The 14,417-nt window shown below is 61.2% G+C and carries 12 protein-coding genes; all 12 read left to right on the top strand.

All coding sequences use genetic code 11. The features are described from left to right. The first annotated feature begins 2 nt into the window (after nucleotides 1–2). The 12 genes from nuoF (at nucleotide 3) to ACP154_RS11715 (ending at nucleotide 14,401) form a co-directional block, all read left to right on the top strand. Entirely contained in the window at nucleotides 3–1,307 is a 1,305-nt protein-coding gene (gene nuoF / locus ACP154_RS11660) for an NADH-quinone oxidoreductase subunit NuoF (RefSeq protein WP_421859002.1), read from the top strand. Between the two features lie 9 nt (nucleotides 1,308–1,316). Continuing rightward, complete coding sequence (nuoG, locus tag ACP154_RS11665; RefSeq protein ID WP_421858999.1) at nucleotides 1,317–3,428, top strand: NADH-quinone oxidoreductase subunit NuoG; 2,112 nt, start codon at nucleotides 1,317–1,319, stop codon at nucleotides 3,426–3,428. 5 nt (nucleotides 3,429–3,433) lie between these two features. Continuing rightward, nucleotides 3,434–4,486: an NADH-quinone oxidoreductase subunit NuoH gene (nuoH, locus tag ACP154_RS11670; RefSeq protein WP_133723182.1), complete on the top strand. Its 1,053-nt coding sequence runs from the start codon at nucleotides 3,434–3,436 to the stop codon at nucleotides 4,484–4,486. Nucleotides 4,487–4,502: 16 nt separating this feature from the next. Beyond that, a complete protein-coding gene (gene nuoI, locus ACP154_RS11675) occupies nucleotides 4,503–4,991 on the top strand; it encodes an NADH-quinone oxidoreductase subunit NuoI (RefSeq protein ID WP_022699586.1) in 489 nt (162 codons plus the stop codon). Between the two features lie 102 nt (nucleotides 4,992–5,093). Then, a complete protein-coding gene (locus ACP154_RS11680; protein ID WP_022699585.1) occupies nucleotides 5,094–5,702 on the top strand; it encodes an NADH-quinone oxidoreductase subunit J in 609 nt (202 codons plus the stop codon). Further along, nucleotides 5,702–6,013, top strand: a complete 312-nt coding sequence (gene nuoK, locus ACP154_RS11685) for an NADH-quinone oxidoreductase subunit NuoK (RefSeq protein WP_009800975.1) — start codon at nucleotides 5,702–5,704, stop codon at nucleotides 6,011–6,013. The genes ACP154_RS11680 and nuoK overlap by 1 nt, the downstream gene beginning before the upstream one ends. A 9-nt stretch (nucleotides 6,014–6,022) precedes the next feature. Further along, nucleotides 6,023–8,161 (top strand): NADH-quinone oxidoreductase subunit L, encoded by a 2,139-nt coding sequence (gene nuoL, locus ACP154_RS11690; protein WP_421858995.1) that lies wholly within the window; start codon nucleotides 6,023–6,025, stop codon nucleotides 8,159–8,161. A gap of 6 nt (nucleotides 8,162–8,167) precedes the next feature. Continuing rightward, nucleotides 8,168–9,715 (top strand): NADH-quinone oxidoreductase subunit M, encoded by a 1,548-nt coding sequence (locus tag ACP154_RS11695; RefSeq protein WP_421858993.1) that lies wholly within the window; start codon nucleotides 8,168–8,170, stop codon nucleotides 9,713–9,715. 12 nt (nucleotides 9,716–9,727) lie between these two features. Beyond that, the gene (gene nuoN, locus ACP154_RS11700; protein ID WP_421858990.1) at nucleotides 9,728–11,179 is read left to right on the top strand and encodes an NADH-quinone oxidoreductase subunit NuoN; all 1,452 of its coding nucleotides are present in this window, start codon (nucleotides 9,728–9,730) and stop codon (nucleotides 11,177–11,179) included. Continuing rightward, on the top strand, nucleotides 11,154–11,915 hold the full coding sequence (locus ACP154_RS11705) for a biotin--[acetyl-CoA-carboxylase] ligase (protein WP_421858987.1): 762 nt from the start codon (nucleotides 11,154–11,156) through the stop codon (nucleotides 11,913–11,915). Before nuoN ends, ACP154_RS11705 begins: the two co-directional genes overlap by 26 nt. A 24-nt stretch (nucleotides 11,916–11,939) precedes the next feature. Then, the gene (locus ACP154_RS11710) at nucleotides 11,940–12,734 is read left to right on the top strand and encodes a type III pantothenate kinase (protein ID WP_133723186.1); all 795 of its coding nucleotides are present in this window, start codon (nucleotides 11,940–11,942) and stop codon (nucleotides 12,732–12,734) included. After that, a complete protein-coding gene (locus tag ACP154_RS11715) occupies nucleotides 12,728–14,401 on the top strand; it encodes a ribonuclease J (protein ID WP_421861468.1) in 1,674 nt (557 codons plus the stop codon). The genes ACP154_RS11710 and ACP154_RS11715 overlap by 7 nt, the downstream gene beginning before the upstream one ends. Nucleotides 14,402–14,417 lie beyond the last annotated feature (16 nt).

Genomic DNA, 14,417 nt, shown 5'->3' on the forward strand with positions numbered 1-14,417 from the left:
CCATGACCCAGCTATTGCAGGATAAAGACCGTATTTTCACCAATCTCTATGGCCGCCATGATTGGCGCCTTGAGGGTGCGAAGCAACGCGGTCACTGGAACGCCACCAAGGATATCCTAGAGCAGGGCCGGGACTGGATCATCGACGAGATGAAAAAATCCGGTCTGCGCGGTCGCGGCGGCGCGGGTTTCCCAACAGGTCTGAAATGGTCGTTCATGCCCAAGGAAGTGGGCGCGCGCCCGCACTATCTGGTCGTGAACGCTGACGAATCCGAACCGGGCACCTGTAAGGACCGGGAGATCATGCGCAATGATCCCCAAACCCTGATCGAAGGCTGCCTGATCGCGTCTTTCGCCATGCAGGCGCATGCTTGCTACATCTATATCCGGGGCGAATACCAGTTCGAACTCGAGCGCATGGAAGCAGCCATCAAGGAGGCGTATGACGCCAAGCTGATCGGCAAGGACAATGTCCATGGCTGGGATTTCGATCTCTACATCCACCACGGCGCAGGCGCCTATATCTGCGGCGAGGAAACGGCGCTTCTGGAAAGCCTCGAAGGCAAGAAGGGCCAGCCACGCCTGAAGCCGCCTTTCCCGGCGAATGCGGGCCTTTATGGCGCGCCGACCACTGTGAACAACGTGGAATCCATCGCTGTGGCGCCGACCATTCTGCGTCGGGGCGCGGACTGGTTTGCGGGCTTTGGCCGCGAGGGCAATGCCGGCACCAAGGTCTTCTCCATTTCTGGCCATGTGAACGCGCCATGTAATGTTGAAGAGGCGATGAGCATTCCGCTCAGAACCCTGATTGAGACCCATTGCGGCGGCGTTCGCGGCGGCTGGGACAATCTCAAGGCCGTCATTCCGGGCGGATCATCCGTGCCTCTGCTGCCGAAAGAGATCTGCGACGACGTGCTGATGGATTTCGATGCTCTGAAGGAGCACAAATCGGGTCTGGGTACGGCGGCGGTGATCGTGATGGATAAATCCACCGATCTCGTCAAAGCGATCGCGCGCATCTCGTATTTCTACAAGCATGAGAGCTGCGGCCAGTGCACGCCGTGCCGCGAAGGCACCGGCTGGATGTGGCGCGTGCTGGATCGCATGTCCCGCGGCGAAGCGGACATTTCCGAGATTGACGATCTGTTGGACGTTGCGGGTCAGGTGGAAGGCCACACCATCTGCGCGCTCGGCGATGCGGCGGCCTGGCCGGTTCAGGGCCTGATCCGCCATTTCCGCGGCGAGATCGAGGATCGCATCAATAACTACCGCGCCGGCAAGCCGGTGTTTGTAGCGGCTGCGGAGTAGGAACCAGACATGTCTGACAATCTGCGCACCATCGTGATCGACGGAGAGGAAGTCACCGTCCCGAACGATTACAACTTGCTTCAGGCGTCCGAAGCGGCGGGCCGGGAAATCCCGCGCTTTTGCTATCATGAGCGCCTGTCGGTGGCCGGCAATTGCCGCATGTGCCTGGTGGAGCTGGTGGGCGCGCCCAAACCCGTCGCTTCCTGCGCCTTTCTCGTGCGCGACATGCGCGGCGGCTCGAATGGTGAGCCGCCGCAAATGCGTACGCTCAGCCCGCTGGTGAAAAAGGCGCGCGAGGGGGTAATGGAGTTCCTCCTGATCAACCACCCGCTCGACTGCCCGATCTGTGACCAGGGCGGCGAGTGCGACCTGCAGGACCAGTCACTGGCCTATGGCCGCTCAGGCTCTCGCTTTGACGAGAACAAGCGCGCGGTTGAAGAAAAATACATGGGTCCGCTGATCAAGACGGAGATGACCCGCTGCATCCAGTGCACGCGCTGCGTCCGCTTCTCCACCGAGATCGCCGGCGTGCCCGAGCTGGGCGCGATCGGCCGTGGCGAGAACATGGAGATCACCACCTATCTCGAACAGTCCATGACGTCCGAACTGTCGGGCAATGTCATCGATCTGTGCCCGGTGGGCGCGCTGACCTCTCGCCCCTACGCCTTTAATGCGCGTCCGTGGGAGCTGACCAAGACCGAGACCATCGACGTGATGGACGCGCTTGGGTCCAATATCCGCGTGGACAGCCGCGGCGGCGCCGTGCTGCGCATCATGCCGCGCCTGCATGACGACGTGAACGAGGAATGGATTTCTGACAAATCCCGCTTTGTCTGGGATGGCCTTGGCCGCCAGCGTCTGGACCGTCCGTTCGCCAAGAAAGACGGCAAGCTCGCCCCGATTGACTGGGATGAAGCCCTGACCATCGCCGAAGACAAGCTGTCGGGCGAGGCGTCCAAGATCGGCGTGATTGCGGGCGATCTGAACGATGTCGAGGGGCTCTACGCCGCGAAAGAGCTGTTTGATGCGCTTGGCGTTGCGTCCATCGACGCGCGTCAGGACGGCTCCAAACTCGGCGCGGGTCCGCGCGAGAGCTATCTGTTCAACTCCACGATCAAGGGCATTGACCAAGCCGACGCCATTTTGATCGTCGGCGCTAATCCGCGCGTGGAAGCAGCTGTGATGAACGCCCGCATCCGCCAGCGCTGGCTGACCGGCAAGTGCGAAATTGGCGTCATCGGCGAAGCCCATGACCTGACCTATGACTATGCCCATTTGGGCGAGGGCGCAAAAGACCTCGCAGCCCTCGGCGGCAAGCGCTCGGGCTTCATCAAGACCCTGAAAGACGCCGAGCGTCCGATGATCATCCTCGGCGCTGGCGCCCTGGCCCGTGAAGACGGCCCGCAGGTGCTGCGCGCAGCGGGTGAGCTGGCTGACAAGATCGGTGCGGTGAAAGAGGGCTGGAATGGCTTTAACGTGCTGCACACGGCGGCGAGCCGTGTGGGCGCGCTGGATCTGGGCTTCGTGCCGGGCGAGGGCGGCCGCGACACCCACGCCATCCTTGACGGCGCGTCTTCTGGCGAGGTGGACACCATCGTGCTTCTGGGCGCAGACGAGATCGACATAGCGAAGCTGGGTTCCGCCTTCGTGATCTATGTGGGCCATCACGGCGACAAGGGTGCGCAGCGCGCAGATCTGATTTTGCCGTCCGCCGCTTACACCGAAAAGCCGGGGCTTTACGTCAACACTGAAGGCCGGGTGCAGATGGCGGAACGCGCCGTCTTCCCCAAGGGCGACGCGAAAGAGGACTGGGCCATTTTCCGCGCCCTGTCCGCGCGCCTTGGCAAGACCTTGACGTATGACGATCTGAACGCCCTGCGCGCCAAGCTGATCGGCGATCACGAGGTTCTGGGCCAGATTGACCATGCGCCAGGGGCTCTGAGCGCGGCCGACTTCAAACCTTCCGAGCTCGGGCAAGCGGGCGATGTGTCCGATGCGCCGTTCAAGAGCCCGGTGGAAGACTTCTACTTCACCAATTCGATCGCGCGGGCGTCCAAGACCATGGCTGAGTGTTCAGCTGCGGCGACGGCGGCGCGGCAAACCCTGCAAGCGGCGGAGTAGGGCGCATGTACGATTTCGTCACTCAATGGGGACCGCTCTGGGGTACTCTGGCGTCTGTGGGTCAGATCCTGGGCTTCATGGTCGTCTTGCTGCTCTCGCTGGCCTTCCTGCTTTTGATGGATCGCAAGGTCTGGGCGGCGGTTCAGATGCGCAAAGGCCCCAACACGGTTGGCGCGTTCGGTCTGCTGCAATCCTTCGCGGACTTCATCAAGTTCGTGCTGAAGGAAATTATTGTGCCCGCTGGCGCGGACCGGCCGCTGTTCATTCTGGCGCCGCTTCTGACTCTGACTTTCGCCTTCATCACCTGGGCTGTGATCCCGGTGGCGCCAGGCTGGGTGATCTCCGACCTTAATGTCGGCATCCTCTACATTTTTGCGATCAGCTCGCTGGGCGTTTACGGCATCATCATCGGCGGTTGGGCGTCCAACTCGAAATACCCCTTCCTGGGCGCCATGCGCTCGGCCGCGCAAATGGTGTCCTACGAGGTGTCGATCGGCTTCATTCTGGTGACGATCCTTCTCATGGTCGGCAGCATGAACCTCACAGACATTGTCGAGGCTCAGGCTGGCGGGTTCTGGAACTGGCATGTGCTGTCGTTCGACATGTTCCCCGTGCCCGTTTTCGTGATCACCATCCCGATGTTCGTGATGTTCTTCATCTCGGCGCTGGCGGAAACCAACCGTCCGCCGTTTGACTTGCCGGAAGCGGAATCCGAACTCGTGGCGGGCTATCAGGTGGAGTATTCCTCCACCCCGTATCTGCTGTTCATGATCGGCGAATACCTCAACATTGTTCTGATGTGCGCCCTGATGACCGTCCTCTTCATGGGCGGCTGGCATGCGCCGTTTGACATTGCTCCGTTCACCTGGGTCCCCCCGGTGTTCTGGTTCGCGATCAAAGTGGTTCTCTTCTTCTTCATGTTCGCCATGGTCAAAGCATTGGTGCCCCGGTACCGCTATGACCAGCTGATGCGTCTGGGCTGGAAAATCTTCCTGCCCACCTCGCTGGCCGCCGTGGCGCTAATGGGCGGCATTGTCGCCTACTCGAACGCTGGTTAAGGGCTAAGGATCTGACATGAGCCGGATTGCACAAACCCTGCGCGGCGCCGCCCTGATGGATTTTTGGGGCGCGTTCGCACTTGGCATGCGGTACTTCTTCCGCAAGAAGCCGACCATCAACTATCCCTTTGAAAAGGGACGGCTGAGCCCGCGGTTTCGCGGTCAGCACGCGCTGCGTCGTTACGCCAATGGCGAAGAACGCTGCATCGCTTGCAAGCTGTGTGAAGCGGTCTGCCCGGCGCAGGCGATCACCATTGAAGCCGAACCGCGTGAAGACGGCTCGCGCCGCACCACGCGCTATGACATCGATATGACCAAGTGCATTTATTGCGGTTATTGCCAGGAGGCATGCCCTGTGGATGCGATTGTTGAGGGGCCGAATTTCGAATTCGCCACCGAAACCCGCGAAGAGCTGTACTACGACAAAGCCAAGCTCCTCGATAACGGCGACCGGTGGGAACGTGAAATTGCGCGGAACCTCGAACTCGACGCGCGCTACCGTTAAGGCTATCACGGCGCGACTCCATACCGGGGCTGGGGATTCTCTCCCGCTCCATTTGATTTCAGTCCGGCGAGCCCCTGCTCGTCGCCCGTAAGGGGGGCAACAGTGCTGTCAGCAGCGGCCTTCTACATTCTTTCAGCAACCGCCGTGTTCTCCGCCTTGATGGTGGTGATCGCCAAGAACCCGGTTCGAGCGGTGCTGTTTTTGATCCTCGCCTTCTTCTCGGCGGCGGGGCTGTTCGTCCTTCTCGGGGCCGAGTTCCTGGCGATGATCCTGGTCATCGTCTATGTGGGCGCGGTTGCGGTGCTCTTCCTCTTTGTGGTGATGATGCTCGACATCGACTTCGCCCAATTGAAGGAAGGCTTCATCAGTCATGCGCCGCTTGGCGGTTTGGTGGCCATCGCGCTCGCTGGCATCCTGGCGACCACAGGGCTGGGCTGGGTCAGTGCAGACAGCGCGAGCTCGGCATTGCAGTCGCCGACGCCGGACGACATGACCAATGTCGCCGCTTTGGGCGCGCTCATTTATGACCGCTACGTGTTCTTCTTCCAGCTGGCGGGCCTCGTGCTGCTGGTCGCCATGGTCGGCGCCATCGTGTTGACCTTGCGTCATCGTGACGGCGTCAAGCGTCAGGACATGCACGCCCAGGTCAATCGCAAGCGCGAAGACTCCGTCGAGATCGTCGACATCAAGAGCGGCGAGGGGATTGGCTGATGCTTGAGATTGGATTGGGTCATTATCTCGCCCTGGCGGCGATCCTGTTCACCATTGGCGTGTTCGGCATTTTCGTGAACCGGAAGAACGTCATCATTCTCCTGATGTCGATCGAGCTCATTTTGCTGTCTGTGAACATCAACATGGTCGCGTTCTCCGCCCATCTCGGCGATCTGACCGGCCAGGTCTTCGCCATGTTCATCCTGACGGTCGCAGCCGCCGAAGCCGCGGTCGGCCTCGCCATTCTCGTCGTCTTCTTCCGCAACCGTGGCGATATCGCGGTTGACGACGTCAACCTGATGAAGGGCTAGCGCACGGTCATGGCTTATATCGTCGTCTTCGCCCCGCTTCTGGCGGCCATCATCGCCGGTCTGCTGCAAAAGCAGATCGGGGATCGTCTGGCCCAGATCCTGACCACCGGCGCCACGATCGCGTCCGCGCTTGGCTCTGTCGTGCTGTTCATCGACGTTGCAGTGAACGGCAATGCCCGCACCATCGAGCTGGCGCAATGGATGGCGGTCGGTAATTTCGAGATCAGCTGGGCGATCCGCCTGGATACGCTGTCAGCGGTCATGCTGGTGGTGATCACCTCGGTGTCCTCGCTGGTGCATGTCTATTCGTGGGGCTACATGTCCCATGATCCGCACCGCGCGCGGTTCTTCTCTTATCTGTCGCTGTTCACCTTCGCCATGCTGTCGCTGGTGACGGCGGACAACTTCATCCAGATGTTCTTCGGCTGGGAAGGCGTGGGGCTCGCCTCTTACCTCCTGATCGGGTTCTGGTATCAGAAAGACAGCGCCACCAGCGCCGCCATCAAGGCGTTCGTGACCAACCGCGTCGGCGATTTCGGCCTCGCGCTTGGCATTATGGCGATCTATCTGGTGTTCGGTTCGCTGCAGTTTGACGAAGTCTTCGCCCAGGTTCCCGCCATGGTGGACGAGACGATCGCGTTCTTCGGCGTGAACTTCCAAGTCCTCGAACTTGTCGCCTTCCTGCTGTTCATCGGGGCCATGGGCAAGTCCGCACAGTTCTTCCTGCACGTCTGGCTGCCCGATGCGATGGAAGGCCCGACGCCAGTGTCCGCGCTGATCCACGCCGCCACCATGGTGACGGCGGGCGTGTTCCTGGTCTGCCGCGCCTATCCGGTCTTCGAACTGGCGCCCAACACCTCCGCCTTCATCACTTTCATCGGCGCGTCGACAGCTCTGTTCGCGGCGACCGTGGGGCTGGCGCAGAACGACATCAAGCGCGTGATCGCGTATTCCACCTGTTCGCAGCTGGGCTACATGTTCTTCGCAGCCGGTCTGGGCCTCTATTCGGCGGCCATGTTCCACCTGTTCACGCACGCCTTCTTCAAGGCGCTCTTGTTCCTTGGCGCAGGCTCGGTCATTCACGGCCTGCATGACGAACAGGACATGCGCAATATGGGCGGCATCTACAAATTGCTGCCGGTCACCTGGATCATGATGATCATCGGCACGCTGGCGCTCACGGGCGTAGGGATTCCGATGCTGTTCGGCGGTCTGGGCTTTGCCGGCTTCTACTCAAAAGACATGATCATCGAAGAGGCCTTCATGATGGGCCAGGACGGCGTCGCCTTTGGCATGTTCGCCTTCTGGGTCGGCGTGATCGCGGCGGGACTGACCAGCTTCTATTCCTGGCGTCTGATCTTCATGACCTTCCACGGCAAGCACCGTGGTGAGGAAGAGGTGCTCAAGCACGCCCATGAAAGCGGTCCCGTCATGGTGATCCCGCTGGTGCTGCTGGCCATTGGCGCCTTGTTCGCGGGCATGGCGTTCAAGTCCGATTTCGTCGGCAAGGGCGCTCTGACCTTCTGGGAAGAAAGCCTGCCCGCCGGACCGTATGCTGAAGGCAATTACGGCCATCTGGTCGAAGGTTATGGCCAGAGCCATGCCGAGGAGCATGGTGTGGAGCTGAGCGACGCGGAAGCCGCCTCGCTGGAAGCGGCCATGTCGGATGATGAAGCCCAGTCGGCTCAGGATCACGCTGTCAGCGCCGCTGGTGATTATGGCGACGCCCATGATGGCGAGCATGTCGGTCATCACCCGCCCACCTGGGTGCTCTTCGCGCCGGTGACCGTGACGCTGCTCGGCTTCGCACTGGCCTGGTACTACTACATGGCCAACCCGGAGCTGCCGCGCCGCATCGCCGAGAAGAGCGGGCCTTTGCACCGCTTCTTGCTCAACAAATGGTATGTGGACGAGATCTACGACGCCACATTCGTCCGCGCGACGCGCGGTCTGGGCGATCTGTTCTGGAAGTTCGGCGATCAGAAAATCATCGATGGTCTGGGGCCGAACGGCGTCGCCGCCACGGCGATGTCATCGGCTCGCCGGATCGCCAAGCTGCAGAGCGGCTATCTCTATCACTATGCATTCGTGATGCTCATCGGGGTCCTCGGACTGGCCCTGTGGCTGATCGCTGGCGCTGGAGCGTAGGGTCTCATGCTGGGTCAACTTCCCATTCTCTCCGCCATCACTTTCCTGCCCGCTCTTGGGGCGGTCGCGATCTTGCTGCTGCGCGCCCTGATGCGCAGCGAGGAAAGCGCGGTGCTGGACCGTAACGCCAAGGGTGTTGCGCTGTTCGTGTCGCTCTTTGTCTTCGCGCTGTCGCTGTTGCTGGTGGCTGAATTTGATTCGTCCCAGGCCGGGTTCCAGTTCGTGGAAAACCTGCCTTGGCTGCCCGCGCTCGGCATCTCCTACAAGATGGGCGTGGACGGTATTTCGGTGCTGTTCGTGGTGCTGACGGCGTTCCTCCTGCCGATCTGCATCCTGTCGAGCTGGAAGCTCGAAAAGCGCGTCGCTGATTACATGGCCGCTTTCTTGCTGCTGGAAACCCTGGTCATCGGCGTGTTCTGCGCGCTCGACATGATCTTGTTCTATATCTTCTTTGAAGGCTCTCTGATCCCGATGTTCCTGATCATCGGCGTCTGGGGCGGTCAGAACCGGATCTACGCGGCGTTCAAATTCTTCCTCTACACCTTCATCGGCTCGGTTTTGATGCTGGCGGCGATGATCGTGATGTTCGTCCAGGTCGGCACCACCGATATCGAGGTTCTGCTCACCCATCCGTTTTCGCGCGATCTGCAGATCTGGCTGTGGCTGGCCTTCTTCGCCTCGTTTGCGGTGAAGATGCCCATGTGGCCGGTGCACACCTGGCTGCCGGACGCTCACGTGCAGGCGCCGACCGCAGGCTCTGTGATCCTGGCGGGCATCTTGCTGAAGCTTGGGGGCTACGGCTTCCTGCGTTTCTCGATCCCGATGTTCCCCAATGCGAGCGACTTCTTTGCGCCGATGGTGTTCGTGCTGTCCATCATCGCCATCGTCGTCACTTCGCTGATCGCCTTCCGTCAGACCGATATCAAAAAGCTGATCGCTTATTCCTCTGTCGCACACATGGGCTTTGTGACCCTCGGGATCTTCACGATGACCGAACTTGGGGTGCAGGGCGCAATCTTCCAGATGCTCAGCCACGGCGTCATCTCCGCTGCGCTCTTCTTGTGCATCGGCGTGATCTATGACCGCTTCCACACCCGCGAGATCTCGTTTTATGGCGGACTGGTACACAAAATGCCGGTGTTTGCGGCGGTGTTCGGCCTGTTCGCCATGGCCAATGTCGGGCTTCCCGGCACATCAGGCTTTATTGGCGAGATCATGACCATGACCGGCGCCTTCCAGGTGGATCCCCGCGTCGCTGCCGGGGCTGCGCTCGGCGTGATCTTCTCGGCGGTTTACATGCTGGTCGCCTACAAGAAAGTCGTCTTCGGCGTGATCACCAATCCCAAGCTTGAGACCGCCACCGACCTCAATGGCCGCGAGTGGATCAATCTGGGCGTTCTGGCCGTGCTGGCGGTGTATTTCGGCTTCTTCTCAACGCCGATCACCGACACCACACGCGCCTCCGTGGACCAACTTATCCAGCAATACCAGTCTGCGCTGACAATCGAGGCGACCGCCTCTGATGTCGCGCCGGCTGAAACCGCTGCGTACTAGCAAGGACAGGTCATGACTGTTTCGACGCTGCTCGCCGACCTTCAACTGCTGACGCCGGAGCTTCTGCTCTCTGTCGGCGCCATGGCGCTCTTGCTCATCGGGGTCTACACCAAGGGCGAGGCCAAGGCGGCCCAACGCATCATGACGCTGGCCACGGCGCTGTTGATCATCGCCGCTGGCGTGTCGGTGTGGATGGCGCAAAGCCCAGGGGGCACCGCCTTTTACGGCGCGTTCGTGCTGGATTCCTTCTCCCTGTACGCCAAGACAGCCATCTATCTCGCCGGCGCTGTGGCTTTGGTTCTGGCCGGGCATTATCTGCGCGCTGAACAGCTCGCCCGCTTTGAATATCCGGTGCTGGTGACGCTCGCCGTGACGGGCATGAGCGTGATGGTGTCGGCCAATGACCTGATCACGCTGTATCTGGGGCTGGAGCTGCAGTCTCTGGCGCTTTACGTGCTCGCCGCGTTTAATCGAGACTCCCTGCGCGCGTCTGAAGCGGGCCTGAAATACTTCGTTCTGGGCGCGCTCAGCTCGGGCCTGCTGCTGTACGGCTCGTCTCTTGTGTACGGCTTCGCAGGCTCCACCGCGTTTGACGCCATCGCTGTTGCGGCGGCTGAAGGCGGCGAGAATATGGGGCTGCTGTTCGGTCTGGTCTTCGTGATCTCCGGTCTGGCCTTCAAGATCTCAGCCGCGCCATTCCACATGTGGACGCCGGATGTGTACGAAGGCGCGCCGACGCCGGTCGCGGCTTTCTTCGCCACGGCGCCGAAACTCGCCGCCATGGTCTTGCTGGCGCGCGTTCTGATGGAGCCGTTCGGCCCGATGACCGAGCAATGGCAGCAAGTCACCATGGTGATGGCGGTGCTGTCGATGGCGTTCGGCTCGTTCGGCGCTCTGATGCAGTCCAATATCAAACGCCTGATGGGGTACTCCTCCATCGGCAATATGGGCTATGTGCTGGTCGGCCTGTCCGCGGGCACCGCGCTCGGCCTCTGGTCGGTGCTGTTCTACATGACGCTGTACGTGATCGGGGTTGCCGGCGCGTTCGCCGTCATCCTCTCCATGCGTCGGTCTGAGGGCATGGTGGAACGCATCGAGGATCTGGCCGGTCTGTCCCAGACCCGCCCGGCGCTCGCCTGGTCGATGACGGCGCTGATGTTCTCCATTGGCGGCATGCCGTTCATGATCGGCTTCTTTGGCAAGCTCTTCGTATTCTACGCCGCAGTGCAGGCTGGCTTGATCTGGCTGGTGATCCTGGCGGTGCTCTTCTCCACGATTTCGATCGCGTACTATCTGCGCGTCATCAAAGTGATCTGGTTTGACGAGCCCAATGGCGATTTCCTGCCTGCGCCTGCGGGGCCGGCCCTCGTGTCGCGCCTGGCGGCTCTGGTGGCGGTGTCCATGCCGGTGGTGGGCGTTATCATCGCCCTGGTGGTCAATGCCGGGGCGGGCATTGGCGGCTAAGCCAGACCTGCCGATTCGCTATTTCGACACGCTGGATTCCACCAACGAGGAAGCCAAGCGGCAGGCGCTGGCGGGTGCGAGCGGTCCGCTTTGGATCGTCGCACGGCGGCAGAGCTCCGGCCGCGGGCGTCGGGGCCGTGTCTGGACGTCGAAACCGGGCAATCTCTTCGCCACCGGGCTGTATCGTCTGGATTGTGAGCCCGCGCGGGCTGCTCAGCTCTCTTTTGCGGCGGCTCTCGCGGTCGGGGATGTGTGCGCCAGCGTTCTGGACCCTGAACAGGTCCGCCTGAAATGGCCCAATGACGTCCTCGTCGGCGGACGCAAGATCAGCGGTATCTTGCTGGAATCCGGCCAGCACATGGAGGGCGGGCTGTGGCTGGCGGTCGGCATTGGCGTCAATCTTGAACATCACCCTGATGGGTCTGAGCGACCCGCCACGGATCTGCGCGCCCAAGGCGCTGAGCTGAGCGTGGATGCCGCCGCAGAACGCTTGTCCGAGCGCTTTGACCACTGGCTCAACCGGTGGGCGCAGGACGGGTTCACCCCGATCCGAGAGGCCTGGCTGTCGCGCGTCCATGGCCTCGGCGAACGCTGCGTTGTGCAACTTGATCATGAAACGCTTGAGGGCGTGTTCGCAGATCTGGGGCCGGACGGCTCGCTGCGACTTGATTTGAAAGATGGCGGTCGGCGCTTTATCTCGGCGGGTGACGTATTTTTTCCCGGCGCGTCAAGCTGATGCGCCGTTTCAGGGAGCCGGTCCATGCTTCTCGCGATTGATTGCGGCAACACCAACACGTTGTTCGCCGTGCATGACGGCGATGACTGGCGCGCGCAATGGCGCACAGCGACCCATTCCACGCGGACGGCGGATGAGTATGCTGTCTGGTTGCAGCAACTCCTTCAACTTCAGGGGCTTGACCTGAAAGACTTGAAGGGATGCGTGATCTCTTCCGTGGTGCCGCAATCGCTGTTCAACCTGCGCAATCTGGCACGGCGCTATGTGGGTGCAGAGCCTGTGGTCGTGGGCGACGCCCATGTGGATCTGGGCGTGGGCGTGAACCTGCCGCGTCCTGAGGAAGCAGGTGCAGACCGTCTGGTGAACGCGCTTGGCGGCCGGGTGCGCTATGACGGCGCGATGATCATTGTGGATTCCGGCACGGCCACGACGTTTGACGTGGTCTCCGACGCAGGCAATTTCGAAGGCGGGGTGATCGCGCCAGGGATCAACCTCTCCATGCAGGCGCTGCATCAGGCGGCGGCGCGTCTGCCACGCATCGCCATCGAGAAACCTCAACGGGTTATGGGCAAGGATACCGTCGGGGCCATGCAATCTGGTGTGTTCTGGGGCTATGTCGATCTCATCGACGGGCTTGTGACGCGCCTCAAAGCCGAGTACGGCCAGCCCATGACCGTTATTGCAACTGGCGGCGTTGCCTCTCTCTTTGAAGGTACGGCGCGCACAATCGACCATTACGACCCTGATCTGACCATGCGGGGCCTTCTGGAAATCTGGAAACGTAACGCGCCTCAGGGCGAGGGGATTCACGCATCGTGACCCAGACTGACAACGCATTGTATTTCGTCCCGCTCGGCGGCTCTGGCGAGATCGGGATGAACCTGAACCTTTATGGCTATGGTCCCGAAGAAGATCGCAAATGGATCATCCTTGATTGCGGGGTGACTTTTGGTGATCTGACCACGCCGGGCGTGGACATCATCACCCCTGATCCGCGCTTCATCGCGGAACGCAAGCACCAGCTTCTGGGCATCGTGCTAACCCACGCTCACGAAGACCATATGGGCGCGGTGGCGCATTTGTGGCGCCAACTGGAATGCCCGATCTACGCTACGCCGTTCACCGCCTGGCTGATGCGCGACCGTCTGGCTGAGCATGGCCTTTTGGATCAGGTGGCGCTGCACGAGATCGATCTTCACACTCGGTTTGAGCTCGGCCCGTTCGACATGCAGCTGGTGACGCTGACCCACTCCATCCCTGAACCCAATGGCGTGATCATTCGCACCCCGGTGGGCACGGTTCTGCACACAGGCGATTGGAAGATCGACCCTGAACCGCTGATCGGCGCTTCGACCGATGTCGCCGCTCTGGAAGCCGCGGGTGCAGAGGGCGTGATGGCGATGGTGTGTGACAGCACCAATGTCTTCACCGAAGGGGAATCCGGCTCTGAAAGCGATGTGCGCGACAATCTGATCGAGCTGGTCGGCCAGCAGACCGGCCGGGTCGCCATCGCAGCGTTCGCCTCCAATGTGGCCCGCCTTGAAACCGCGATCCGCGCTGGCGAAGCCAATGGACGTCGCGTTTGCCTGGTTGGGCGGTCCATGCACCGGATGACTCAGGCCGCAAAAGCGGTCGGCCTTCTGGCCGATTGCCAACCCTTCATCGAGGAAGAGGAAATCGGCTATTTCCCGCCCGACAAGGTGTTGCTGCTGTGTACCGGCTCTCAGGGTGAACCGCGCGCCGCACTGTCGCGCATTGCTGAGGGATCACATCGCAATGTCACGCTAAATAAGGGTGACAGCGTGATTTTCTCCTCCCGGATTATTCCGGGCAATGAGCGCGGCATCTTTGATCTGATGAACCGTCTGGCCGAACGCGGCGTCGATATCATCACTGAACGTGACGAGCACATCCATGTCTCGGGCCATCCCTGCCGGGACGAATTGCGCCAGATGTACGCCTGGGCCAAACCCACCACCGCGATCCCGGTGCATGGCGAGTATCGCCATCTGGTCGAACATGCTCAGCTGGCCCGTGACCTTCAGGTGCCCAACGCCATAGTGCCGCGCAATGGCTCCATCATTCGCATTACCCAGGAGGGCGCGTCCATCGTGGATGAAGCGCCCGCAGGTCGCCTGCATGTGGATGGCAATTTCCTGACCGAGGCGGACGCGGAATCCATCAAGGAGCGCCGCCGTCTGGCCTATAACGGACATCTGACCGTGGCCGCCGTGTTGGCGGACGGCGAGCTGGTGTCAGAGATTGATGTGCGCGCCATGGGTGTGGCGTCCACCTATGCCTATGATCTTGATGATTTCCTGGATGACCTGGCGGAGGCGGCGGACAGCGCCTTCAAGCGTCTGGATCGCCGGGCGCGCAAGGATCCGGGCGCGGTTGAAGAAGCGATCCGCCGCGGGGTGCGCCGCGAGGCAAGTCGGATCTGGGGTAAGAAACCCCATGTGGAAGCCCTTATTCTCACGGTTTGATAAGCACGGAGATCCG

Origin of the sequence: Oceanicaulis sp. (assembly GCF_965249665.1) — a bacterium.
In the GTDB taxonomy this organism is placed as follows: domain Bacteria; phylum Pseudomonadota; class Alphaproteobacteria; order Caulobacterales; family Maricaulaceae; genus Oceanicaulis.

What these genes read in the sequence shown, in the direction of transcription:
- nuoH (WP_133723182.1), top strand. Translation starts at nt 3,434, where the DNA reads ATGTACGATTTCGTCACTCAATGGGGACCGCTCTGGGGTACTCTGGCG.
- nuoL (WP_421858995.1), top strand. Translation starts at nt 6,023, where the DNA reads ATGGCTTATATCGTCGTCTTCGCCCCGCTTCTGGCGGCCATCATCGCC.
- nuoK (WP_009800975.1), top strand. Translation starts at nt 5,702, where the DNA reads ATGCTTGAGATTGGATTGGGTCATTATCTCGCCCTGGCGGCGATCCTG.
- ACP154_RS11710 (WP_133723186.1), top strand. Translation starts at nt 11,940, where the DNA reads ATGCTTCTCGCGATTGATTGCGGCAACACCAACACGTTGTTCGCCGTG.
- nuoF (WP_421859002.1), top strand. Translation starts at nt 3, where the DNA reads ATGACCCAGCTATTGCAGGATAAAGACCGTATTTTCACCAATCTCTAT.
- nuoG (WP_421858999.1), top strand. Translation starts at nt 1,317, where the DNA reads ATGTCTGACAATCTGCGCACCATCGTGATCGACGGAGAGGAAGTCACC.
- nuoN (WP_421858990.1), top strand. Translation starts at nt 9,728, where the DNA reads ATGACTGTTTCGACGCTGCTCGCCGACCTTCAACTGCTGACGCCGGAG.
- ACP154_RS11695 (WP_421858993.1), top strand. Translation starts at nt 8,168, where the DNA reads ATGCTGGGTCAACTTCCCATTCTCTCCGCCATCACTTTCCTGCCCGCT.
- nuoI (WP_022699586.1), top strand. Translation starts at nt 4,503, where the DNA reads ATGAGCCGGATTGCACAAACCCTGCGCGGCGCCGCCCTGATGGATTTT.
- ACP154_RS11705 (WP_421858987.1), top strand. Translation starts at nt 11,154, where the DNA reads ATGCCGGGGCGGGCATTGGCGGCTAAGCCAGACCTGCCGATTCGCTAT.